5 protein-coding genes are annotated in these 26,526 nt (G+C 43.2%); 3 read left to right on the top strand and 2 right to left on the bottom strand.

The genetic code is table 11. The features are described 5' to 3' along the window. Positions 1–151 precede the first annotated feature (151 nt). Genes ABF638_RS10905 through ABF638_RS10895 form a run of 3 tightly spaced genes read left to right on the top strand, consistent with a single transcriptional unit; the run spans position 152 to position 25,803 of the window. Positions 152–11,365 (top strand): amino acid adenylation domain-containing protein, encoded by an 11,214-nt coding sequence (locus ABF638_RS10905; protein WP_435022725.1) that lies wholly within the window; start codon positions 152–154, stop codon positions 11,363–11,365. Beyond that, the gene (locus ABF638_RS10900) at positions 11,362–25,584 is read left to right on the top strand and encodes a non-ribosomal peptide synthase/polyketide synthase (RefSeq protein ID WP_435022723.1); all 14,223 of its coding nucleotides are present in this window, start codon (positions 11,362–11,364) and stop codon (positions 25,582–25,584) included. The genes ABF638_RS10905 and ABF638_RS10900 overlap by 4 nt, the downstream gene beginning before the upstream one ends. Positions 25,585–25,590: 6 nt before the next feature. Continuing rightward, positions 25,591–25,803, top strand: a complete 213-nt coding sequence (locus ABF638_RS10895; RefSeq protein ID WP_435022721.1) for a hypothetical protein — start codon at positions 25,591–25,593, stop codon at positions 25,801–25,803. Between the two features lie 83 nt (positions 25,804–25,886). On the opposite strand, the gene ABF638_RS10890 is transcribed toward ABF638_RS10895, so the two are convergent. Both ABF638_RS10890 and ABF638_RS10885 read right to left on the bottom strand, forming a co-directional pair. Further along, a complete protein-coding gene (locus tag ABF638_RS10890) occupies positions 25,887–26,213 on the bottom strand; it encodes a DUF3140 domain-containing protein (RefSeq protein WP_435022719.1) in 327 nt (108 codons plus the stop codon). A 9-nt stretch (positions 26,214–26,222) separates the two neighbouring features. Then, the gene (locus ABF638_RS10885) at positions 26,223–26,438 is read right to left on the bottom strand and encodes a DUF2945 domain-containing protein (protein ID WP_335193624.1); all 216 of its coding nucleotides are present in this window, start codon (positions 26,436–26,438) and stop codon (positions 26,223–26,225) included. Between the last annotated feature and the right edge of the window lie 88 nt (positions 26,439–26,526).

The following is a 26,526-nucleotide window of genomic DNA, read 5'->3' as shown; positions in this document are numbered from 1 at the left end:
ACATATATCATTGGGAAAGCAAATTCCTGATAGTCATAAGTATCAGAAATTATAGTTAATATTAACTTTCCTCTTGGCTAAGACTGTAAGAATTTAAGGTAGCTTTAGAGGAAAATAATAGTTTATTATTAGTATCGATTAGAGTAGAATCATGAATTTAATAAAGCTTCTAGAAAATCTTTCAGCAAAGAATGTTGAACTTTGGGTTGATGGAGACAAACTGCGCTATCGATCGCCTGAAAAATCACTCCCCCCTGAATTATTGGAGGAAATTAAGCAATCGGAACCAGAAATTATCCGCATTTTATCCCAGAGTAGCGATCGCTCTGCAAATTATCCTTTATCTCACGCTCAAAAGGCACTCTGGTTTTTATATCAATTAGCACCCAACAGTACTGCTTACAACGTCACGTATGCAGCAAAATTAGTTACAAATTTAGATATTCCTGCCCTGAAACAGGCAGCACAAGCTCTAGTGGAAAGGCATCCACTTTTGAGGACTACCTTTGCAACCATTGATGGCGAACCTGTGCAAACAGTTTACGAAAATCAGCAAGTTGACTTTAGCATCCAAGAAGTTTTCGATCTTGGACAAGATGATGTAAACAATTGGCTTTCAGAAAAAAGCGATCGCCCCTTCGACTTAGAACAAGGCCCGATATTGCGCTTTGATTTATTAATTAACCATATTAAAACTGATAAATTAGCAACCAAAGAACATATTCTCCTAATCACGCTGCATCAGATAGTGGGAGATTTCTGTTCTTTAGAAATCATGATCGGTGAACTCCAAGCTTTGTATAAAGCGATGTCTACGACGGGCTACGCCTACGCCACAGGTGAAACAGCCCAACTATCAACACAAAATTATCAGTATAAAGATTACATCAACTGGTCAGAGCAAATGCTCGCCAGTTCAGATGGAGAAAGTTTGTGGACTTATTGGCAGCAACAACTATCTGGTGAGTTGCCATTACTAAATTTGCCAACAGATCGACCAAGACCTCAGACCAAAACATACAATGGTGCTTCCCGCTTTTTTACTGTTGAGAAAGAACTGCGGCAAAAGCTCACAGAATTGGCGACGAGAGAAAGTGCCTCTCTATATATTCTTTTATTAACAGCATTACAAATACTATTACGACGTTATACCAATCAAGAAGATATTTTAATTGGCTCTCCAATGGAGAATCGGAGCCGTTCAGAGTTTGAAAATATTGTCGGTCACTTTGCTAATCCTGTGGTCTTGCGAGGAGAACTTTCAGGAAATCCCACCTTTGAAGAGTTGCTGGAGCGATCGCACTCTTGTGTATTAGATGCCCAAGACCATCAAGATTATCCCTTTCCCCTGTTAGTAGAGCAACTACAACCTGTCCGCAACCCCAGTTTTTCGCCACTCTATCAGGTAGCCTTAATTTGGAATTGCTCTTACCAGAATATAGATATTAATGATGATTTGATTTTGGAATCAATGATTCCAGAGTCTAAAGGAGTCGCCTTTGATTTAACCTTAACCATTCTTGAGGGCACAGACTCACTCAAAGGTACGTGGAATTATAACACCGACTTATTTGATGACAGTGCGATCGCGCGGATGATGGGGCATTTTGTAACAATGCTTTCAGCAATTGTGGCAAATCCCCAGCAACGAATTGACCAATTACCAATGCTCACACAATCTGAGGAACGGCAGTTATTAATTGAGTGGAATGATACTCAAGTAGACTACGCCTTCGATAAATGTATTCATCAGTTGTTTGAGGAGCAAGTAGAGCGTACACCCGATGCTGTGGCGGTGGTGTTTGAGAACCAACAATTGACGTACCGCGAATTGAATTGTCGTGCTAACCAGTTGGCGTATTATTTGCGGTCTTTGGGAGTGGGGCCCGAGGTGCTGGTAGGGATATCTGTGGAGCGTTCTTTAGAGATGGTGGTAGGAATACTAGGAATTTTCAAGGCGGGTGGGGCTTATGTACCACTTGACCCAGAATATCCTAAAGACCGTCTGAAATTCATGCTCGAAGACGCTCAAGTTCCAGTATTAATAAGTCAACAGCGACTCCTGGATCGACTACCTGAGTATCAGGCAAAACTGATTTGTTTAGATGAAGTCTGGTCAGAAATTCTGCAAAACAAACAGAACAACCTGATTGAGGTAGTAAAGAGTGCCGATCTAGCAAATGTGATTTACACATCCGGCTCCACAGGCAAACCCAAAGGGGTAATGGTTGAGCATAGTGGATTGTGCAATCTTGCTCAAGCTCAGATTCAGGTTTTCGGTTTGTCTGGTGATAGTCGAGTTCTCCAGTTTGCCTCCTTCAGTTTTGATGCTTGCATATCAGAAATCTTGATGGCTTTGGGATCGGGGGCAAGACTTTACTTAGGAACAAAAGACTCGATAATGCCGGGTATGCCTTTAATTGAGCGATTAAAGAATGATGGCATTACCCATGTCACCCTAACACCATCAGCCTTAGCAGTCCTGCCAGTAGAAGAACTGCCAACATTGCAAGCGATCGTTGTCGCCGGAGAAGCCTGTCCTCTGGATCTGATGCGACAATGGTCAAAAGGCAGAAACTTCTTCAACGCCTACGGCCCGACAGAAGCGAGTGTTTGTGCCACAATAGCCAAATGCACTCCAGAGGACGAGAAAGTTACCATTGGTCGTCCAATTGCCAATGCAGAAATCTACATTTTAGATTCGCAATTACAACCAGTACCAATTGGTGTACCAGGAGAACTACACATTGGTGGTGCGGGAGTGGCGCGAGGTTATCTCAACCGAAACGAGTTAACACAAGAAAAATTCATCCCCAACCCCTTTAGTAGAAGCAGGGGAGCAGGGGAGCAGGGGAGCAGGGGGAGAGAGCGTCTGTATAAAACTGGGGACTTAGCACGTTATCTGCCAGATGGTAATATCGAATACTTGGGGCGCATCGACAACCAAGTAAAAATCCGGGGATTTCGCATTGAGTTGGGAGAAATCGAAGCAGTACTAAGCCAACATCCCCATGTGCAAGCATCATGTGTCATAGCTCGTGAAGATAACAGGGGTGACAAGCGCCTAGTAGCCTATATCGTACTGCAACCAGAGCAGACACCCACAGTTCAAGAACTGCGTAGCTTCCTTAAAGAAAAGCTACCAGAATACATGATACCAAGTGCGATCGCCATCTTAGAATCTTTACCCCTAACCCCCAACGGCAAAATAGATCGTCGCGCTCTACCAGAGCCAACTAGTGAATTATCAGAGAAATATGTAGCTCCGCGCACCCCCATCGAAGAAATCCTGGCAGTAATTTGGCAACAAGTTCTGAAATTAGAGCTTGTAGGCAGACATGACAACTTCTTTGAACTAGGAGGACATTCCCTACTAGCGACGCAATTCATCTCGCGTGTGCGTAGCAGATTGAAAGTAGAAATATCATTGCGTGAGTTATTTTCTGCACCAACAATTGCCGAGTTAGCATCATCAATTCAGCAATTACAGCAGCAAAATATAGAACTGTCAGCACCACCCATCTTAAGGCGGGTAGAGAATACAGAAATACCACTGTCTTATGCTCAACAGCGTTTATGGTTTTTAAACCAGTTAGAGTCGAACAGTGCCTTATACAACATCGCCCTTGGTTTGCGTCTAGTAGGAACTCTTAATGTTGCCGCCTTAGAACAAAGTTTAAAAGAACTTATCGATCGCCATGAAGTCTTACGCACCAATTTTGTTACTGTTGATGGAAAGCCAACACAAATCATTCAAACTCAAACAAATTGGACAGTTGCAGTTGTTGACTTGCAGCATTTACCCTTAACAGAACAACAAACTGCTGCACAGAAATTACTGGAACAAAAAGCAATTGAGCCTTTTGACTTAGCAAATGATGCCTTAATCAGAGCGACATTAGTAATGCTGTCTTCAAAAGAACAGTGCTTATTAGTGAGTATGCACCACGTTGTCTGTGATGGCTGGTCAATAGGTGTGTTTGTCCAGGAGTTACAAGCACTGTATAATGCTTATTCTCAAGGTCAACCGTCACCCTTGTTATCACTGCCGATTCAGTACGCAGATTTTGCAATTTGGCAAAGACAATGGTTGCAAGGAGAGGTTCTACAAAACCATTTGAGTTACTGGGAAAAACAGTTGGCAAATGCACCCACATTCTTGCCACTACCCACAGATAGACCCAGACCTGCTGTGCAGACTTTCAATGGCTCATATCATGTGTTTACTCTGTCTGTTGAGTTAACTCAACGGTTGTTGCAGCTAAGTCAACAGCAAGGTTGCACCCTGTTCATGACTTTGTTGGGGGCATATAATACCCTGCTTTATCGCTACACGGGACAATCAGATATTTTGGTGGGGACACCAATTGCTAACCGCGATCGCTCGGAAATTGAAGGGTTAATTGGCTTTTTTGTCAATACTTTAGTAATGCGGACTGATTTAGCAGGGAACCCCAGTTTTAAAGAATTACTCCTGCGCCTCAGAGAAATGGCATTATCCGCTTATGCTCATCAAGATTTGCCCTTTGAGACGTTGGTGGAAGCATTGGAACCAGAACGGGATCTCAGCTATACACCATTGTTCCAAGTGATGTTCGTTCTCCTGAACGCTCCCATGTCTGAAATAGAGTTGACTGAGTTAAGTGTCAGTGGCTTGCCAATAGGAATCACCACGTCAAAGTTTGATTTAACTTTATCAATGGAAAATACTCCCAATGGGCTGTTTGGGTGGTGGGAGTACAACACTGACTTGTTTGATAGTAGTACTATCGAACGGATGACTGGTCATTTTCTGACTCTACTTGAAGCGATCGTGGCAAATCCCAGCGAGCGGATTTCCCAATTGCCAATGCTCACAGCATCTGAGCAGCAACAGTTATTAGTCGAGTGGAATGATACTCAAGTAGATTACGCCTTCGATAAATGTATCCATCAGTTGTTTGAGGAGCAAGTAGAGCGTACACCCGATGCCGTGGCAGTGGTCTTTGACAATCAACAATTGACGTACTACGAGTTAAATTGTCGTGCTAACCAGTTGGCGCATTATTTGCGGTCTTTGGGTGTGGGAGCCGACATACTGGTGGGGATATGTATAGAGCGTTCTTTAGAGATGCTGGTGGGATTACTTGGTATTCTCAAGGCGGGTGGTGCTTACGTACCACTTGACCCAGAGTATCCGCAAGAGCGTTTGCACTTTATCTTGGAAGATGCTCAAGTTTCAGTGCTGCTTACCCAACAGCATTTAGTTGGAAAATTACCTCAATGTCAGGCGCAGCTTGTAAGCTTAGATACTAACTGGCAGTTGATTTCTCAGTTGCCTCAAGGAAATCCCATCACTAATGTCCAAGCTAGTAACTTAGCTTATGTGATTTATACTTCCGGTTCTACAGGCCAGCCCAAAGGTGTGCAAATTTCACATACGGCTGTGAGTAATTTCCTATCTGCTATGCAGCAGCGCCCAGGAATAACAAAACAAGATACACTGCTTGCGGTCACTACTATTTCCTTTGATATTGCTGCCTTAGAAATTTTTCTGCCCATAACTGTAGGTGCATGTCTAGTCATAGCCCGTCGTGACGTGACCCTTGATGGAAGAGAGTTATTTGATTTGTTAGTTAAGTCTAAGGCAACAATTATGCAAGCAACTCCAGCTACTTGGAGATTGCTTTTAGACTCCAACTACCAATTTAGCGATCTAAAAATACTTTGCGGGGGTGAAGCTTTACCTTGGGATCTAGTTAGTAAATTGCTTTCTAGGAGCGCTTCTTTGTGGAATCTTTATGGGCCAACAGAGGCTACTATTTGGTCATCAATATGTCAACTCGAATCCAGCGAGAGCTTGATTTCTATTGGTCGCCCAATTTCTAATACCCAGATATACATACTAGACCAAAACTTACAACCAGTACCTGTAGGTGTATCAGGAGAACTACACATTGGTGGTGCAGGATTAGCAAGAGGCTACTTGAACCGACCAGAGTTAACACAAGAAAAATTTATTCCCAATCCCTTTAACAATTCAAAATTATATAAAACTGGGGACTTGGCTCGTTATTTACCAGATGGAAATATAGAATATCTGGGGCGTATCGATAACCAAGTAAAAATCCGGGGATTCCGCATTGAGTTGGGAGAAATAGAAGTAGCACTAAGCCAACATCCCCATGTGCAAGCATCTTATGTCATAGCTCGTGAAGATACCCCTGGTGACAAGCGCTTAGTTGCCTACATCGTACCTAAACCACAAGTAACACTCACAATTAGCGAACTGCGTAGCAACCTCAAGGAAAAGTTACCAGACTACATGGTTCCTTCGGCAATAGTCGTCCTGGAGTCTTTACCCCTAACCCCCAATGGCAAAATAGACCGTCGCGCTTTACCAGCACCAGAGCCAAGTAGTGAATTATTAGAGAAATATGTCGCCCCACGCAACCCCATCGAAGAAATACTGTCACTGATTTGGCAACAAGTCCTAAAAGTAGACCTTGTAGGCAGACATGATAACTTCTTTGAGTTAGGGGGACACTCACTATTAGCAACGCAACTTATTTCCCGTGTGCGTAGCAGCTTGAAAGTAGAACTGCCATTGCGATCGCTATTTGCTGCACCAACGATCGCTGAACTATCGAATAACATTCAACAGTTGCAGCAACAAGACTTAGAACTAGCTGCACCAAGCATCTTAAGGCGGGCAGAGAATGCAAACTTACCACTGTCTTATCCTCAACAGCGTTTATGGTTTTTAGACCAGTTCGAGCCGAACAGTGCCTCATACAACATCCCTTTCGGGTTGCGTTTAGTAGGAACTCTTAATGTTGTCGCCTTAGAACAAAGCTTAAGTGAAATTATTCATCGCCACGAAGCATTACGCACTAACTTCATCACAGTTGATGGACAAGCTACTCAAATCATTCACAATTGGAGGGAACAGGGAACAGGGAACAGGGAACAGGAAAATATACCTTGGACACTATCAGTTGTTGAGTTAAAGCATTTACCCGTAACAGAACAAAAAACTGCTGCACAGAAATTAGTCCAAGAACAAGCGTTTCTTCCTTTTGATTTAGCTGATGATGCATTAATCAGAGCGACATTAATAGTGCTTTCTCCTACAGAGCAGTGGTTATTAGTGTGTATGCACCACGTTGTCAGTGATGGCTGGTCAATAAGTGTGTTTATTGAGGAGTTTCAAGCACTGTACAACGCTTATTCTCAAGGTGAACTTTCACCCTTGTTACCACTGCCGATTCAGTACGCAGATTTTGCCTTATGGCAAAGACAATGGTTGCAAGGGGAGGTTCTACAAAACCAATTAAGTTACTGGGAAAAACAATTGGCAAATGCACCCACATTCTTGCCATTACCCACAGATAGACCTAGACCTGCTGTACAGACTTTCAATGGCGCATATCTTGAGTTTGCTTTGTCTAGTGAACTAACTCAACGGTTGTTGCAGTTAAGTCAACAGCAAGGGGTAACTTTGTTTATGACTTTGTTGGCGGCTTATAATACTCTGCTTTACCGCTACACGGGACAAACAGATATTTTAGTGGGGACACCAATTGCCAACCGCGATCGCACCGAGATAGAAGGGCTAATTGGCTTTTTTGTCAACACCTTAGTCATGCGGACTGATTTATCTGAAAATCCTAGTTTTAACGAATTACTCCCGCGTATCCGGGAAATGGCACTGTCCGCATACGCACATCAAGATTTGCCCTTTGAAATGTTGGTGGAAGCATTGCAGCCAGAACGGGATCTCAGCTATACACCACTATTTCAGGTGATGTTCGTTCTCAATAATGCCCCTATAACTGAAGTAGAGTTGACTGAGTTAACTGTCAGTTCCTTGTCCATAGAAAGTGCGATCGCTAAGTTTGATTTAACTTTATCAATGGAAAACACTACCACTGGTTTAGTGGGAGGGTGGGAATACAACATTGACTTGTTTGATAGCAACACAATTGAACGGATAACTGGTCATTTTGTGACATTGCTAGAAGCTATTGTTGCTAATCCTCAAGAGCGGATTTCTCAATTACCAATGCTCACAGCATCTGAGCAGCAACAGTTATTAGTTGAGTGGAATGATACAAGCGTAGATTATCCCCAAGATAAATGTATTCATCAGTTGTTTGAAGAACAGGTGGAACGCACCCCCGATGCTGTGGCGGTAGTGTTTGAGAATCAACAACTGACTTACCAGCAGTTGAATTGTCGTGCTAACCAGTTAGCGCATTACTTGCAGTCTTTGGGAGTGTCCGCAGATGTGCTGGTGGGGATATGTGTGGAGCGTTCTTTGGAGATGGTGGTGGGATTACTTGGTATTCTCAAGGCGGGTGGCGCTTATGTACCACTTGACCCAGAGTATCCCCAAGACCGTCTGAGTTTTATGCTTGCAGATGCTCAAGTTTCCCTGCTGCTAACCCAACAGCATCTAGTTGAGAAGTTACCTGAACATCAAGCGCCCGTTGTTTGCTTAGATAAAGACTGGGTTGCGATCGCTAAGTCTAGCCAAGAGAATCCAATTGCCCAGGTGCAAGCTAGTAACGTAGCTTATGTGATTTATACTTCTGGCTCTACTGGTCAACCGAAGGGGGTAATACTATCTCACAGTAACCTTTGCAACCACATGTTCTGGATGCAAGCAACATTCCCCCTGACTCAAAAAGACAAAGTACTGCAAAAAACTCCTTTTGGCTTTGATGCCTCAGTTTGGGAATTCTATGCTCCATTGTTAGCAGGTGGACAGTTGTTAATAGCTGAACCCAGAGGTCATACTGACAGTGCTTATCTCTTAAAGTTAATCGCCCAGCAGCAGGTAACTACTATTCAACTTGTTCCATCTTTACTGCAAATGCTTTTAGAGCAGGGAGGAATCGAAACTTGTCACTCCCTCAAACACGTTTTCTGTGGCGGTGAAGTCTTACCCATTACTCTGCAAGAAAGCTTGTTAAGTAAGCTAGATGTAAATTTACACAATCTCTACGGCCCAACAGAAGCTTGTATTGATGCAACTTTCTGGAATTGTCAGCGTGAGATTTATCCACAACTTGTCCCCATTGGTCGTCCAATTTCCAACACGCAAATCTACATACTCGACCAAAACTTACAACCAGTACCTGTGGGTGTACCAGGAGAACTGCACATTGGTGGTGCAGGATTAGCAATAGGATACCTCAACCGTCCAGAGTTAACACAAGAAAGATTTATACCCAACCCCTTTGGTAGAAGCAGGGGAGCAGAGGAGCAGGGGAGCAGGGGGGCAGAAGTTCTTCCCAATTCCCAGCCCCCAATCCCCAGTCCCCGACTTTACAAAACTGGGGACTTAGCACGTTATCTCCCAGATGGAAATATCGAATACCTGGGTCGTATCGACAACCAAGTAAAAATCCGGGGTTTCCGCATTGAGTTGGGAGAAATCGAAGCAGCACTAAGCCAACATCAAGATGTGCAAACATCTGTAGTCATTGTCCGCGAAGACATTCCCGGAAATAAGCGCCTAGTCGCCTATATAGTAGCGCAGCCACAGGTGACACCTACAATTAGTGTTCTGCGTAGCTTCCTTAAAGAAAAGCTACCAGACTACATGGTACCAAGTGCGATCGTCACCCTAGAATCCCTACCACTTACCCCCAACGGCAAAATAGACCGACGCGCCCTACCAGAACCAGAAGCACGCACAGGAATAGAAAGCAGCCTAGTAGCACCGCGCACCCCCATTGAAGAAAAATTAACCCGAATTTGGGAGCAAGTATTAAGAGTAGAGCAAATAGGCATACACGATAACTTTTTTGAGCTAGGAGGAGATTCCATCCTCAGTATTCAAATCATCAGCAGAGCAAAAGTTGCCGGAATAGAACTGACTATTAAACAACTATTTGCCAATCAAACCATCGCCCAATTAGCCACAGTTGCAGGTACAACAAAAGCACTTGCAATTGAACAAGGATTAGTCACAGGAACATTACCCCTAACACCAATTCAACACTGGTTTTTCAAGCAGAAATTACCAGAGAAACACCACTTTAATCAATCATTTTTCCTCACAGTACCATCAGACCTCGACCTAGAAATATTAAAGCAAGTATGGCAGGAAATACTAAAACATCACGATGCTCTAAGGCTAAGGTTTACCCAAACAGATACAATATGGCAGCAGATTCATGCTGTGCCAACGGATAATATTACTATCACCCGTTTTGACTTATCGACAGTTCCAGAAACTGAGATAGAAACTGTCATTGAAACCACAGCCAATAAATTACAGGCGAGTTTAAATCTTTCAGAAAATCTCGTGCAAGTAGCATTTTTCTGGTTGGGTATTGACAAAAAAGCCAGATTAATAATAGTAATTCACCACCTCGTAGTAGACGGTGTTTCTTGGCGGATATTGTTAGAAGATTTGCAGACAGCTTACCAGCAACTCAGTCAAGGCAAAACCATTCAGCTACCTGCAAAAACTACATCCTTCAAAGATTGGGCGCGACAACTAACAGAATATGCACAATCAGAAGTCTTGAAATCAGAACTAGATTATTGGTTGAATCCATCTTACGATGCAGTTGACTCCATCCCGGTAGACTATGCACAAGGAATAAACACTACTGCATCTGCTAGGACAGTATCAGTATTATTAAACGAAACCGAAACACTTTCCCTCCTGCAAGATGTTCCGAAAGCTTATAAAACACAAATAAACGATATCTTGTTAACTGCCTTAGTACTGGTGTTGAGTGAATGGACTGGCTCTGAGTCAGTGTTATTCAACTTAGAAGGTCATGGGCGGGAGGAGATCATTGATGGTGTAGACTTATCACGCACCGTTGGTTGGTTTACAACGATTTTTCCAGTGGTTGTGGAGCTGGGAATCATAGACGATCTTGGTACTGCGTTAAAATCCGTCAAGGAACAATTACGTGTAATTCCTAATAAAGGCATTGGCTATGGCTTATTGCGTTATCTAAATATTGATTCAGAAATTAGCGCCCAATTAGAAAAAATTCTCCAGGCAGAAATTAGCTTCAATTACTTGGGACAATTTGCTCAAGTTGTGAATACATCCTCTCTGATGCAAATAGCTAATGAACCTAGCGGAAACAGCCAGAGTTTACAAGGTCAGCGCCATTATTTGCTAGACATTAATGCCATCGTTATCAACGAACAACTGCAAATAGATTGGACATACAGCAGCAATATTCATCAGCACGAAACGATTGAGAATATTGCTCAAGAATTTGTCGAAACTTTGCAAGAGTTAATTGCTCATTGTTTATCAACAGAAAATGCAGGTTATACGCCTACAGATTTCCCATTAATTCAACTTAACCAACTAGAAATAGATCAGATATTACAAAAATTATGAAATTAGAACTTAGCAAAACTAATCGCCAAAATATTGAAGATATTTATCCCTTATCTCCCATGCAAGAGGGGATGCTGTTTGAAAGTTTATATGCTCCAGACTCAGGCGTATATTTTGAGCAGATAACTTGTATTTTGACGGGAAACCTAGATGTAAAAACCTTTGAACAAGCTTGGCAGCAAGTCGTAGCTCGGCATCCCGTCTTCCGCACAGCATTTCTATGGGAGTCTTTGAGCCAGCCAGTTCAAGTCGTGTATCGACAGGTAAATGTGACAGTCGAAACTTATGACTGGCGGGAGTTATCTACACAAGAGCAGCAACAGCAATTAGAAACTTTTCTGGATTCGGAGCGACAACAGGGTTTCCAAGTGTCGCAAGCACCATTGATGCGCCTACATCTAATCCAGTTGGATGGGAATACTTATCAGTTTGTTTGGTGTCATCATCATTTATTACTTGATGGCTGGTCGTCACCTTTGGTTTTCCAAGACCTGTTGGAGTTTTATCAAGCTATTTCTCAGGGTAAAAGTTTATCTAACATCGGAACTGTCAGCTATCGCAACTATATTGCTTGGTTACAGCAACAGAATCGAGATTTAGCTAAAGAATTTTGGCGACAAAAACTTCAAGGTTTTACTACACCAACTCCTTTGACTGTGGATAAACCATTGTCAATGCGGGAGAAGCATTCAGGCTATGGCGAACAACAAATTGACTTAACTGTGCCAGCGACAGCAGCAGTAATGTCTTTTGTCAGACAGCATCAATTGACGATGAGTAATTTGGTGCAGGCGACTTGGGGATTGTTGCTGTCTCGCTACAGTCAAGAAACAGATGTGGTTTTTGGTGCAACGGTGTCTGGTCGTCCGCCTGAACTTGTTGGTGTAGAGTCGATAGTGGGGTTATTTATCAATACTCTGCCAGTGCGGGTGCAAATCTCCGAGCAGACTGAATTGCTCGGTTTGTTAAAGGATTTACAGGCGCAACAGATTGAATCTGAGCAATTTTCCTATAGCTCATTGGCAGAGATTCAGGGGCTAAGTGATGTTCCCAAAGGTACGTCTTTGTTTGAGAGTATTGTTGTTTTTGAGAATTATCCTATTGATACTGCTGTTCTACAAGGCAATAGCAATTTTTCCCTCTCGAATTTTAGGTGGATTGAACAAACAAATTATCCTCTGGCGGTTTTAGTTTCCCCTGGTGAGCAGTTGTCGCTGAGGGTGATGTACGATGCTAGTCGATTTGAAGATGGAACGATTAGCCGGATGCTAGGTCATTTTAGAACAATGCTTGAGGCGATGTCTGACGACAAGCCGCTTTGCGTCTACGCTACTAATCCTCAGCAAAAAATTTCCCAATTGCCAATACTAACAAAATCTGAGCAGCAACAGCTATTAGTTGAATGGAACGATACCCAATCTAACTATCCCCAGGATAAATCTATTCATCAGTTGTTTGAGGAGCAGGTAGAGCTTACACCCGATGCTGTCGCAGTGGTGTACGAGAATCAAAATCTCACATACCGCGAATTGAACAGCCGTGCTAACCAGTTGGCGCACTACCTGAAGTCTTTGGGTGTGAAAGCTGATGCGCTGGTGGGGATATGTGTGGAGCGTTCCTTAGAAATGATTGTGGGACTATTGGGGATTCTCAAGGCGGGTGGTGCTTATGTGCCACTTAACCCAGAATATCCTCAAGAGCGATTGACCTTCATGCTCGAAGATACTCAGTTATCAGTCATATTGACTCAAGAAAAACTAGTTAATAAGCTAGGCGATCGCCAAGCTAGTGTAATTTGCTTAGACTCAAACTGGGATATCATCAATCAACACACACAACAGAACCCAACTACCAGCGTCAAAGCTGATAACTTAGCTTATGTAATGTACACCTCCGGTTCTACAGGTCAACCCAAAGGTGTGAGCATTGTCCATCGAAATGTAGTTCGACTCGTCAAAGAAACCAACTATATCAGCATTTCTCCTCAAGATGTAATTGCTCAAGCCTCAAATCACGCTTTCGATGCTGCTACTTTTGAAATTTGGGGAGCCTTACTCAACGGAGCGCGGTTGGTAGGGGTGAGCAAAGATTTGGCACTTTCGCCCAGAGATTTCGCAGCCTTTATGCGATCGCAAAGTATCAGTGTATTATTCTTGACAACTGCGCTGTTCAATCAAATTGCTCAAGAAGTCCCATCTGCTTTCTATTCACTACGGAATCTTCTATTTGGCGGCGAGGCTGTCGATCCTAAATGGGTTAAAGAAGTACTCAACAATGGTGCGCCGCAGCGACTACTCCATGTTTATGGGCCAACAGAGAATACAACATTTAGTTCCTGGTACTTGGTGCAGGATGTACCAGAAGGCGCGACAACTATTCCCATCGGGCAACCAATTTCTAACACACAAATCTATTTGTTAGATTCCCAACTACAACCAGTGGGTATTGGTGTACCGGGAGAATTATACATTGGTGGAGATGGTCTAGCTAGGGAATACTTTAACCGCAACGAGTTAACACAAGAAAAATTCATCCCCAATCCGTTTGAGAAGGCAGGAGGCAGGAGGCAGAAGGCAGGAGGGAGTAGATTATATAAAACTGGGGATTTAGTGCGTTATTTAAGCGATGGCAACATTGAATACTTAGGACGCATCGATGACCAAGTAAAAATACGTGGTTTACGGATTGAGTTGGGCGAAATTGAAGCAGTCCTGAGCCAACACAGCGATGTGCAAGTATCTTGTGTCATTGTCCGCGAAGATACCCCTGGAGATAAACGTTTAGTCGCCTACATCGTAACGCATCAAGACTGTCAACCTACGATGGGTGAAATACGTCAATTCCTCAAAGCAAAGCTGCCAGATTACATGATACCTTCGGCAATAGTAATCTTGGAATCTTTCCCTTTGACTCCCAACGGCAAAGTAGACCGCCGCGCCCTGCCAAAACCAGACTTAGACACCGCACTCCTAGAAAAATATGTCGCCCCGCGTACACCCGTTGAGGAAATGCTTGCACTCCTCTGGGCGCAAGTTTTGAAAGTAGAGCAAGTGGGTATTTACGATAATTTCTTTGAACTTGGGGGACACTCACTCTTAGCAACGCAATTGGTTTCACGCATCCGCACTAGCTTCAAAATAGAACTACCATTACGTGAGTTATTTGCTGCATCAACAATTACGGAATTAGCGCCATTCATTCAGCAGTTACAGCAACAGGACTTAGAAATTGCTGCACCACCCATTTTAAGGCGAGCAGAGAATGTAAACTTACCACTGTCTTATGCTCAACAGCGTTTGTGGTTTTTAGACCAGTTCGAGCCGAACAGTGCCTCATACAACATCCCCTTCGGGTTGCGCTTAGTCGGAACTCTTAATGTTGCCGCCTTAGAACAAAGCTTAATTGAAATTATTTATCGCCACGAAGCATTACGTACTAACTTTGTTACTGTTGATGGACAAGCTGCTCAAATCATTCAAACACAAGCAAATTGGTCAGTAACAGTAGTTGATTTGCAGCATTTAGCTTTAACAGAACAAGAAATTGCTGCACAACAATTAGTCCAACAACAAGCAATTGAGCCTTTTGACTTAGAGTCAGAAGCATTAATCAGAGCAACATTACTGCTGCTGTCTAATACAGAACAGTGGTTAGTAGTGTGTATGCACCACGTTGTCAGTGATGGCTGGTCAATAGGTGTGTTTACCCTGGAGTTACAAGCACTGTACAATGCTTATTCTCAAGGTCAACTGTCACCCTTGTTACCACTGCCAATTCAGTACGCAGATTTTGCAATTTGGCAAAGACAATGGTTAGTCGGGGAAGTACTGAAGAGCCAATTGAGTTACTGGAAAGAACAATTGGCAAATGCATCTACGTTTTTGCCACTACCCACAGACAGACCCAGACCTGCTGTGCAGACTTTCAATGGTGCATATCTTGAATTTACTCTGTCTGGTGAGTTAACTCAACGATTGGTGCAGTTAAGTCAAAAGCAAGGGGTGACTTTGTTTATGACTTTGTTGGCGGCTTATAATACCCTGCTTTATCGCTACACAGGACAAGAAGATATATTGGTGGGTTCGCCAATTGCTAACCGCGATCGCTCCGAAATTGAAGGGTTAATAGGCTTTTTTGTCAATACCTTAGTCATGCGGACAGAGATATCAGGCGATCGCAGTTTTAACGAATTACTCCCACGTATCCGGGAAATGGCACTGTCCGCATACGCTCATCAAGATTTGCCCTTTGAAATGTTGGTAGAAGCATTGCAACCAGAACGGGACTTGAGCCATACACCACTGTTTCAAGTGATGTTCGTTCTTAATAATGCGCCCACATCTGAAGTAGAGTTGACTGGGTTAAGTGTCAGTTCTTTGCCTATAGAAAGTGCGATCGCTAAGTTTGACCTTACCTTAGGAATGCAAAACACTAACAATGGACTCGTGGGGTGGTGGGAGTACAACACTGACTTATTTGATAGCAGCACCATTGAGCGCATGACTGGTCATTTTGTGACACTGCTGGAAAATATTGTCGCCAATCCCCAAGAGCGGATTTCTCAATTACCAATGCTGACAGCATCTGAGCAACAGCAGTTATTAGTTGAGTGGAATGATACAAGCGTAGATTATCCCCAAGATAAATGTATCCATCAATTGTTTGAAGAACAGGTGGAGCGCACGCCCGATGCTGTGGCGGTGGTGTTTGAAAATCAACAATTGACGTATCACGAGTTAAATTGTCGTGCTAACCAGTTGGCGCATTATTTGCAGTCTTTGGGTGTGGAAGCCGACGTACTAGTGGGGATATGTGCCGAGCGTTCTTTAGAGATGGTGGTGGGATTACTTGGTATTCTTAAGGCGGGTGGGGCTTACTTACCGCTTGACCCAGAGTATCCCCAAGACCGTTTGAGTTTTATGCTCGAAGACGCTCAAGTTTCAGTGCTACTTACCCAACAGCAATTAGTTGAGAAATTACCTGAACATCAAGCGCGTATTGTGTGCTTAGATACCGACTGGGAAATCATTCGCCAGTCGAATCAGCAAAATCCAATCACTGGTGTGCAAACTAGTAACTTGGCTTATGTAATTTACACTTCGGGTTCCACCGGAAAGCCTAAAGGAGCGATAAATACGCATCTAGGGATTTGCAATCGCCTCCTGTGGATGCAGCAAGCATATCAATTAACAGAAATAGACTGCGTTTTACAGAAAACTCCTTTCAGCTTCGATGTCTCCGTTTGGGAGTTTTTCTGGCCATTATTGACTGGAGCGCGTTTAGTTGTCGCTAAACCAGGTGGACATAAAGATAGTGGTTACTTGGTCAACCTAATACTAGAACAGCAAGTTACTACACTGCATTTTGTTCCTTCGATGCTCCAGATTTTTCTAGAAGAACAAGGTTTAAAAGATTGCAGTAGCTTGAAGCAAGTTATTTGTAGTGGCGAAGCACTGCCAAAAGAACTTCAGGAACGCTTTTTTGCTTGTTTAGAGTGTCAATTGCATAATCTTTACGGGCCGACAGAAGCCGCAATTGATGTCACCTTCTGGGAATGTCAACCAGAGAGCAATTTGAAGACAGTGCCTATTGGTCGCCCAATTTCCAATACGCAAATCTACATACTCGACCAAAACTTACAACCAGTACCTGTGGGTGTACCAGGAGAACTGCATATTGGTGGTGCAGGATTAGCAAGAGGCTACCTCAACCGCCCAGAGTTAACAGAACAAAAGTTTATCCCCAACCCCTTCAGTGGAAGCAGGGGAGCAGGGGAGGAGAGGAGCAGAGGAGTAAGGGAGAGGAGGAAAAAAATAGTGCAATCTCCAGTTGCCAGTTCCCGCCTCTATAAAACCGGAGATTTGGCTCGTTATCTACCAGATGGCAATATCGAATATCTGGGACGTATCGACAATCAAGTAAAAATCCGTGGATTCCGTATCGAATTGGGAGAAATCGAAGCAGCACTAAGTCAACATCAAGATGTGCAAACATCTGTAGTCATCGTCCGCGAAGATATTCCTGGTGATAAGCGCCTAGTCGCCTATATAGTACCGCAGCCACAGATAACACCTACAGTAGGTGTTCTGCGTAGCTTCCTCAAAGAAAAGCTACCAGAATATATGGTACCAAGTGCGATCGCCATCTTAGAATCTTTACCCCTAACCTTGAACGGCAAAATAGACCGTCGCGCCCTACCAGCACCAGAGCCAAGTAGTGAATTATCAGATAAATATGTAGCTCCACGTACACCCCTAGAAGAAATCTTGGCACTGATTTGGCAAGAAGTCTTAAAAATAGAGCTTGTAGGCAGACATGATAACTTTTTTACCTTGGGAGGACACTCCCTATTAGCAACGCAACTCGTCTCTCGTGTGCGTAGTAGCTTGAAAGTAGAACTGCCATTGCGAAGCTTATTTGCTGCACCAACAATTGCAGAGTTAGCGCCATTAATTCAGCAATTACAGCAACAGGATATAGAACTTGTTGCACCACCCATTTTAAGGCGGGCAGAGAATACAGAACTACCACTATCTTATGCTCAACAGCGTTTGTGGTTTTTAGACCAGTTCGAGCCAAACAGTCCTTCATACAACATCCCCTTCGGGTTGCGCTTTGTCGGAAATGTGAATGTTGTCGCTTTGGAACAAAGCTTCAGGGAAATTATTCATCGCCATGAAGCATTACGCACTAATTTTGTTTCTATTGATGGAAAACCAACACAAATCATTCAAATAGAACCAAATTGGTCACTGACAGTAGTTGACTTACAGCATTTACCCTTACTTGTACTGAGCGAAGCAGAAGTAACAGAACAAGAAATAGCTGCACATAAATTAGTCCAACAACAAGCGCTTCTTCCTTTTGACTTAGCTCATGATGCATTAATCAGAGCCACATTAGTGGTGCTGTCTCCTACAGAACAGTGGTTATCAGTGTCTATCCACCACGTTGTCAGTGATGGGTGGTCAATGGGTGTGTTTATCGAGGAGTTACAAGCACTGTACAATGCTTATTCTCAAGGTCAACCATCACCCTTATTACCACTGCCAATTCAGTACGCAGATTTCGCCTTATGGCAAAGACAATGGTTGCAAGGGGAAGTACTTAACAGCCAATTGAGTTACTGGAAACAACAATTGGCAAATGCACCCACATTCTTGTCACTACCCACAGATAGACCCAGACCTGCTGTGCAGACTTTCAATGGTGCATATCTTGAGTTTGCCCTGTCTGTTGAGTTAACTCAACAACTAACCCTCCTGAGTCAAAAGCAAGGGGTGACTTTGTTTATGACTCTGTTGGCAGCTTACAATACCCTGCTTTATCGCTACACTGGACAATCAGATATTTTGGTGGGTTCGCCAATTGCTAACCGCGATCGCACTGAAATAGAAGGGTTAATTGGCTTTTTTGTCAATACCTTAGTCATGCGGACTAACTTGACAGAAAATCCCACCTTTAGCGAATTACTCACCCGTGTTCGGGATATGGCAATGGAGGCATACTCTCATCAGTATTTGCCCTTTGAAATGCTAGTGGAAGCATTGCAGCCGGAACGGGATCTCAGCCACACACCATTGTTTCAGGTAATGTTTGTCCTCCAGAATGCGCCCACATCTGGATTAGAAATGAGTAAGCTCAATGTCAGTTCATTGCCAGTAAAACTGACAACTTCCAGGTTTGATTTAACCTTAATCATGCAGAACAGTCCTACTGGGCTGATAGGATTGTGGGAGTACAGCACTGACTTGTTTGATGCTAGTACTATCGATCGCATGACAAGTCATTTTGTCACATTACTGGAAAGCATTGTTGCTAATCCTCAACAGCAAATCTCACAATTGCCCCTGCTGAGTGAAGTTGAGCAACAAAAATTACTTTTTGAGTGGAACGATACTCAAGTTGATTATCCCCTTGATAAGTGCATACATCAGTTGTTTGAGGAACAGGTAGAACTGACACCCGATGAAGTGGCAGTGGAGTTTGAGGAGCAACAACTTACTTACAACCAATTAAACTGTCGCGCTAACCAATTAGCTCATCACTTGCGCTCTTTGGGTGTAGGTGCAGATATTCTAGTCGGGTTGTGTGTCGAGCGTTCTTTGGAGATGGTCATTGGACTGTTGGGAATTCTCAAAGCAGGGGGAGCGTATGTACCACTTGATCCAGAGTATCCAACTGAGCGTTTGAGCTATATTTTAGAAGATACTCAAGCTAAAGTGTTGCTAACCCAGCGATCGCTTCTTGACCGACTGCCCCCAAATAAAACACAGCTTGTTTGCTTAGATACTGACGCTGAAGAGATATCTAAATGCAGTCAGGACAACATAATTTCTGGCGTACAATCAAATAACTTAACTTATATAATTTATACCTCTGGTTCTACAGGCAAACCAAAGGGTATAGCAATGAGTCAGCTTGCCCTTTGCAATCATATCTTGTGGCATCGGGACAATCTGAAAATTGCTCGTGGAGCAAAAACCCTACAATTTGCTTCGATTAGCTTTGATGTCTCCTTTCAAGAAATCTTCACTACCTGGTGTTCTGGCGGCACATTGTTCTTAACAACTGAGGAATTGCGCCACGATACAACAGCTTTATTAGATTTTCTGCAAGAAAAAGCCATCCAGAGAATGTTTCTTCCCGTTGTGGGCTTACAGCAACTAGCTGAAGTCGCTGTTGGTAGTGAATTAATCAATACTCATTTGCGAGAAATCATTACTTCTGGGGATCAGTTGCGAATTACCCCTGCTATTTATGAGTGGTTGGGTAAACTCAGTGATTGTACATTGCACAATCAGTATGGGCCATCAGAGAGCCACTTAGCTACCAGTTTTACTTTGCCTCGTACAGTAGAAACTTGGCCGCTACTACCTCCCATTGGGCGACCGATTACCAACACACAAATTTACATCCTAAGTAAATATTTACAGCCTGTACCTGTGGGTGTAACAGGAGAAGTGTACATTGCTGGTGTGCTTTTGGCACAAGGCTATTTCAACCGACCCCAGTTAACCCAAGAGAAATTCATCCCCAACCTCTTTAGCACTGACCCTGATTCCCGCCTGTACAAAACTGGGGACTTAGCACGTTATTTACCTGACGGTAACATCGAATCTTTAGGACGCATCGATAATCAAGTTAAAATTCGCGGTTTTCGCATTGAGTTGGGCGAAGTTGAAGCAGTACTGGGACAACTAAGTGATATACAAGCATCTTGTGCGGTTGTGCGAGAAGATGCCCCAGGTGATAAACGTTTAGTCGCTTACATTGTGCCACAGCCAGAGCAGACTTGTACTGAGCGAAGTCGAAGTAGAGTCTCTATAAACGTTGTGCGTAGCTTCCTCAAGGAGAAGTTACCAGAGTATATGCTGCCAAGTGCAATAGTTATCTTGGAAGCTCTACCGATTACCTCCAACGGAAAATTAGACCGTCGCGCTTTGCCTGCACCTGATTTACACAGTCAATTATTAGATCAGTATGTTGCTCCACGTAACCCAATTGAAGAAATTTTGTCACTAATTTGGGCGCAAGTGCTGAAAGTAGACCTTTTGGGCATACATGATAACTTCTTTGAACTTGGAGGACATTCGCTACTAGCAACGCAACTGGTTTCCCGCGTCCGTACCAACTTAAAAGTAGAACTACCATTGCGTAGCTTATTTGCTGCACCAACAATTGCTCAATTGTCCCAAAACATTCAACAGTTGCAGCAACAAGACTTAGAAATTGTTGCACCACCCATATTAAAGCGGGCAGAGAATGCAGAAATACCACTGTCTTATGCTCAACAGCGTTTGTGGTTTTTAGACAAGTTAAACCCAAACAGTGCCTCATACAACATTCCCGTTGGCTTGCGCTTAGTCGGAACTATTAATGTTGTTGCCTTAGAACAAAGCTTTAAGGAAATTATTCATCGCCACGAAGCATTACGCACCAACTTTGTTGTCGTTGATGGAAAGCCTTTACAAATCATTCAAACCCAAACGAATTGGACACTATCTGTTGTTGACTTGCAGCATTTACCCGTAATAGAACAAAAAACGGCTGCACAGAAATTAGTGCAACAACAAGCAATTAATGCTTTTGACTTAGAATCAGAAGCATTAATTAGAGCCACATTAATGGTGCTATCTCCTACAGAACAGTGGTTATCTGTGTGTATGCACCACATTGTCAGTGATGGCTGGTCAATGAGTGTGTTTGTCGAGGAATTAACAACGCTTTACAATGCTTATTCTCAGGGTCAACCGTCACCTCTGTTGCCACTGCCAATTCAGTACGCAGATTTTGCAATTTGGCAAAGACAATGGTTGCAAGGAGAGGTACTCAACAGCCAATTGGGTTACTGGAAACAACAATTGGCAAACGCACCGACATTTTTACCATTACCCACAGACAGACCCAGAGCTGCTGTGCAGACTTTCAATGGCGCACATCTGGAGTTTACACTTTCTGTTGAGCTAACTCAAAAGTTGGTAAAACTGAGTCAACAGCAAGGGGTGACTTTGTTTATGACTTTGTTGGCAGCTTATAATACTCTGCTTTATCGCTACACGGGACAAACAGATATTTTAGTGGGGACACCAATTGCTAACCGCGATCGCACTGATATAGAAGGGTTAATTGGCTTTTTTGTCAATACTTTAGTCATGCGGACGAACTTGGCAGAAAACCCCAGCTTTAACGAATTACTCCCGCGCCTGAGAGAAATGGCACTGTCCGCTTATGCTCATCAAGATTTGCCCTTTGAAATGTTGGTAGAAGCATTGCAGCCAGAACGAGACATGAGCCATACACCACTGTTCCAAGTGATGTTCGTTCTCCAAAATAATCCTGCGTCTCAATTGGAGTTGACCGGGTTAAGTGTCAGTGAATTGCCACTAGAGACTTCCACGACAAAGTTCGATCTGACTTTAGTTATGGAGAATACTAGTACTTCGACTACGCTCAGTACAAGTGCTGGACTAGTGGGATGGTGGCAGTACAACACTGACTTGTTTGATAGCAGCACTATCGAACGAATAATGGGTCATTTTGTGACACTGCTAGAAGGTATTGTGGATAATCCCCAAGAGCGGATTTCGCAATTACCAATGCTCACAGTGTCCGAGCAACAGCAGTTATTGGTTGAGTGGAATGATACTCAAGTAGACTATCCCTACGATAAATGCATTCATCAGTTGTTTGAAGAGCAAGTTCAACGCACACCCGATGCTGTGGCAGTTGTATTTGAAAATGAACAACTCACTTACCATCAGTTAAATTGTCGTGCTAACCAGTTAGCTGATTACTTGCAGTCCTTGGGAGTGTCCGCAGATGTACTGGTGGGGTTGTGTGTGGAGCGATCGCTTTTAATGGTCATAGGACTGTTGGCAATTCTCAAAGCGGGTGGTGCTTACGTGCCCCTTGACCCAGAGTATCCTAGCGATCGTCTGAGTTTTATGTTAGAAGACACTCAAGTTCCGGTACTGCTTACCCAACAGCACTTACTTTCTCAACTACCCCCAAATCAAGCAAAACTGGTCTTTATAGATGAAATCTGGTTAGAAATTGGTCAAAAAAACCAGCATAACGTTACTAGTAAAGTCACAGCTTCTGGTCTAGCGAATGTGATTTACACAAGCGGTTCCACAGGTAAACCTAAAGGGGTGATGGTTGAGCATCAGGGATTAGTTAACCTAGCTCAAGCTCAGATTCAAACTTTTGGCGTACACTCTGATAGTCGCGTTCTTCAGTTTGCTTCCTTGAGTTTTGATGCTTGTATCTGGGAAGTTATTATGGCCCTGAGAACAGGAGCAACACTATACCTAGGAACAAAAGACTCAATAATGCCGGGTATGCCGTTAATGGAGCGATTGCGTGACTATGGCATTACCCATGTCACCCTACCACCATCAGCCCTAGCAGTCCTACCAACTGAAGAACTTCCCAAACTGCAAACAATCATTGTCGCTGGTGAAGCCTGTTCTCCTGAACTGATAAAACTTTGGTCTGCTGGCAGAAACTTCTTCAATGCTTATGGCCCAACAGAAGCCAGCGTCTGTGCCACAGTAGCCAAATGCACTCCAGAGGACAACAAAGTTACCATTGGTCGTCCAATTGCCAATACAGAAATCTACATTTTAGACTCGCAATTACAACCAGTACCAATTGGTGTAACAGGAGAACTGCACATTGGTGGTGCAGGGGTGGCACGAGGTTATCTCCATCAAAGAGAGTTGACACAACAGAAATTTATCTCCAATCCCTTCGGTAAAAGCAGGGGAACAGGGGAGCAGGGGGGCAAGGGAGCAGAAATTCTTCCCAATCCCGAGTACACAATCCCCAGTACCCAATCCCCAGTCCCCAGTCCCCGGCTTTATAAAACAGGGGACTTGGCTCGTTATTTACCAGATGGAAACATAGAATATCTGGGACGCATCGACAATCAACTAAAAATCCGAGGTTTCCGAATTGAGTTAGGGGAAATTGAGGCAATACTGAGTCAGCATCCAGGAGTTAGAGAAAATGTGGTAATAGCGAGAGAAGATATTCCCGGAGAAAAACGCTTAGTAGCTTATTTTGTACCGCAGTTGGAGCAAACACCAACTACTAATGAGTTACGCATTCTCTTGACAGAAAAATTACCACAGTACATGGTGCCTTCTACTTTTGTCAGGTTAGAGCTTTTACCTTTAACTCCTAATGGCAAGGTAGACCGCAAAGCCTTACCTATTCCTGATTCCCAGAATACTCAGTTGGCAGTCACTTTTGTGGCACCACGTACCCCTGTAGAGAAGATATTGGCAGACATTTGGGCTAATGCACTGCACATAGAGAAAGTGGGTGTTCTGGATAATTTCTTTGACTTAGGAGGTCATTCACTGACAACAATTCGGGTGATGTCCCAGATAAATGAGACTTTCCAGATTAAGTTACCGTTGCGCCACTTATTTACCGCCCCAACGATCGCTGAACTGGCTCAAACTATTGACTCTACCTTTGGGGCAAACTCTAGTGTCCGTGCAAGTGAAATTACTACTCTAAACTTAGAGGCTGAAGTTGTCCTAGACGAGACAATTAAGCCAGGAAACCTAGTTTATCAACCTGTAAGTGAACCAAAGGCGATTCTGCTGACAGGTGCAACAGGCTTTGTCGGTGCTTTCTTGCTGGCGGAATTATTACAACAAACTCAAGCAGATATCTATTGTTTGGTGCGTGCTGCTGATTTTATCGCAGGGAAACAACGGCTGGAAGAAACCCTAAAAGCTTATTTAGTTTGGGAGAAATCTTTTAACTCGCGGATTATTCCAGTATTAGGAGATTTATCTCAACCGCTTCTCGGTCTTTCAGATGAGCAGTTTCACCTCATGGCTGGGAAAATTGACTCAATTTACCATAATGGCGCTTTGGTGAATAATATTTATCCATACGCTTTGTTCAAAGCAGCAAATGTTCGTGGCACTGAGGAAGTCTTGAGATTAGCTAGTCAAATCAAAATCAAGCCTGTGCATTTCATTTCTACTGCTAGTGTTTTTACCTCAGATGAGTATTTCAAATTAGGGGTTGTTTTAGAAAATGATCCTCTGGAACACAGTCAAGGGCTGGTTGGAGGTTATACCCAAAGTAAATGGGTTGCAGAAAAGATTGTCATGATAGCACGCGATCGCGGTTTGCCTTGTAGTATCTATAGGCTTGGTAGAGTCACATGGCACAGTCAAACCGGCGTTTGGAATTCAAATGACATGTTTTATAGATTCATCAAAAGCTGCATTCAACTAAAAAGTGCGCCAGAGATGAACAGCATGGAAAAAATTACACCTGTAGACTATCTCGCTAAAGCTTTAATCAACCTGTCGCAGCAGCCAGAATCTTTGGGCAAAGCCTTTCATCTAATTAGTTCTCATTCTGCTCCTTGGGGTCAATATATTAACTGCATCCGCTCTTTGGGCTACCCTCTGCAAGAGCTTTCCGATGAGGATTGGCAAGCTGAACTAGTTCGTAGTAACCAAATTTCTACTGATAACGCTTTGTATTCATTTGTATCGCTGGTCGGAGAAAATACATCTTCAGAGTCAACACCAAATGAAATACCTAACTTAAAATTTGATTGCCAAAATACCCTCAATGCACTTGCAGATACCGCCATTCGCTGGCCGGAAGTAGACGATAAATTACTCCAAGCTTTCTTTACCAACTTTAGCAATTCGACTTTGGAGAAAAAAAGTAATTGAGGTTTTTTGCATAAATGTGGATTTGAACATAAGCCTAGTCGAGTCATCGCACAAGCGATCGCACTTTACGAAAACCTCCTAGAATATCAGGAAAAGGCTCACAACGAAACTCTGGAACAACGTGAGGCTGAAAAGATATGGATTTACCAAAAGCGCCAAGAACTTGAGCAAGTACAGAATGGACTGGAAGTAATTCTTAATAAATGCACTATTGTTTAATCGCCTTCTTTACAGGCTTTAATTTTTAACAAGGGCTGCGATCGCAGGAATTTGCCCACCTAAATGGTGGGCTATGATGTACTTTACTTGAGTGGATCGTGTCCCCAATTCTTCAAAGAATAGCACCAGCGTGTGTGTTCCAAATCACCCGATGGCTGCTGTGCAATATGACGATGGACGTAACTAATAACTTTCTTCATGTGCGAAAAGTCATCGTCGGTGTAATCATCCTTTTTCTGCAATAGCTGGATGATACGCCGTCCAGATTTATGACCGATTGACTCATCGTCGCCATCCTTTTGCCCGACAGTTTGTGACTCATCCGTATCTAGCCAAGACTCTAGTTCTTTAGGTGTCATATTGACAGCTTGATGAAACTCGTCAATCACCGCTTTAACATCTTTACTCATGACTAAGCATTACTCCTCTACTTTCTTAAGAGCATTAGGCTTGTGAGCAGCTTGTTTTCCTGTCTTATCGCTTTCAACTAAATATTCAGGGTTATCTTCACTTGCAGCAATATGGTGTTCTTTTATATCTGTAGGTGAAGTGAGCTTCTTTACTACTTTGCCAGTTGTCTTACCTTGTGAAGTGTTCCATTCAACCCGATCGCCCTTTTTAAATTCTTCAGCCACATTCATCTCCTCTTTGATGTTTTATACCTACTAATACCAATTCTATGTGAGGCTGCATAGAACCGTAAAATAGAGAGCAGGAAAGAAT

It is taken from the genome of Nostoc sp. CALU 1950 (genome assembly GCF_051172895.1).
Lineage (GTDB): Bacteria > Cyanobacteriota > Cyanobacteriia > Cyanobacteriales > Nostocaceae > Nostoc > Nostoc edaphicum_A.
This window is presented reverse-complemented; position numbering and strand designations above follow the sequence as displayed.

Coding starts and splice junctions, on each gene's coding strand:
- ABF638_RS10905 (WP_435022725.1), top strand. CDS start 152: ATGAATTTAATAAAGCTTCTAGAAAATCTTTCAGCAAAGAATGTTGAA.
- ABF638_RS10890 (WP_435022719.1), bottom strand. CDS start 26,213: ATGAGTAAAGATGTTAAAGCGGTGATTGACGAGTTTCATCAAGCTGTC.
- ABF638_RS10900 (WP_435022723.1), top strand. CDS start 11,362: ATGAAATTAGAACTTAGCAAAACTAATCGCCAAAATATTGAAGATATT.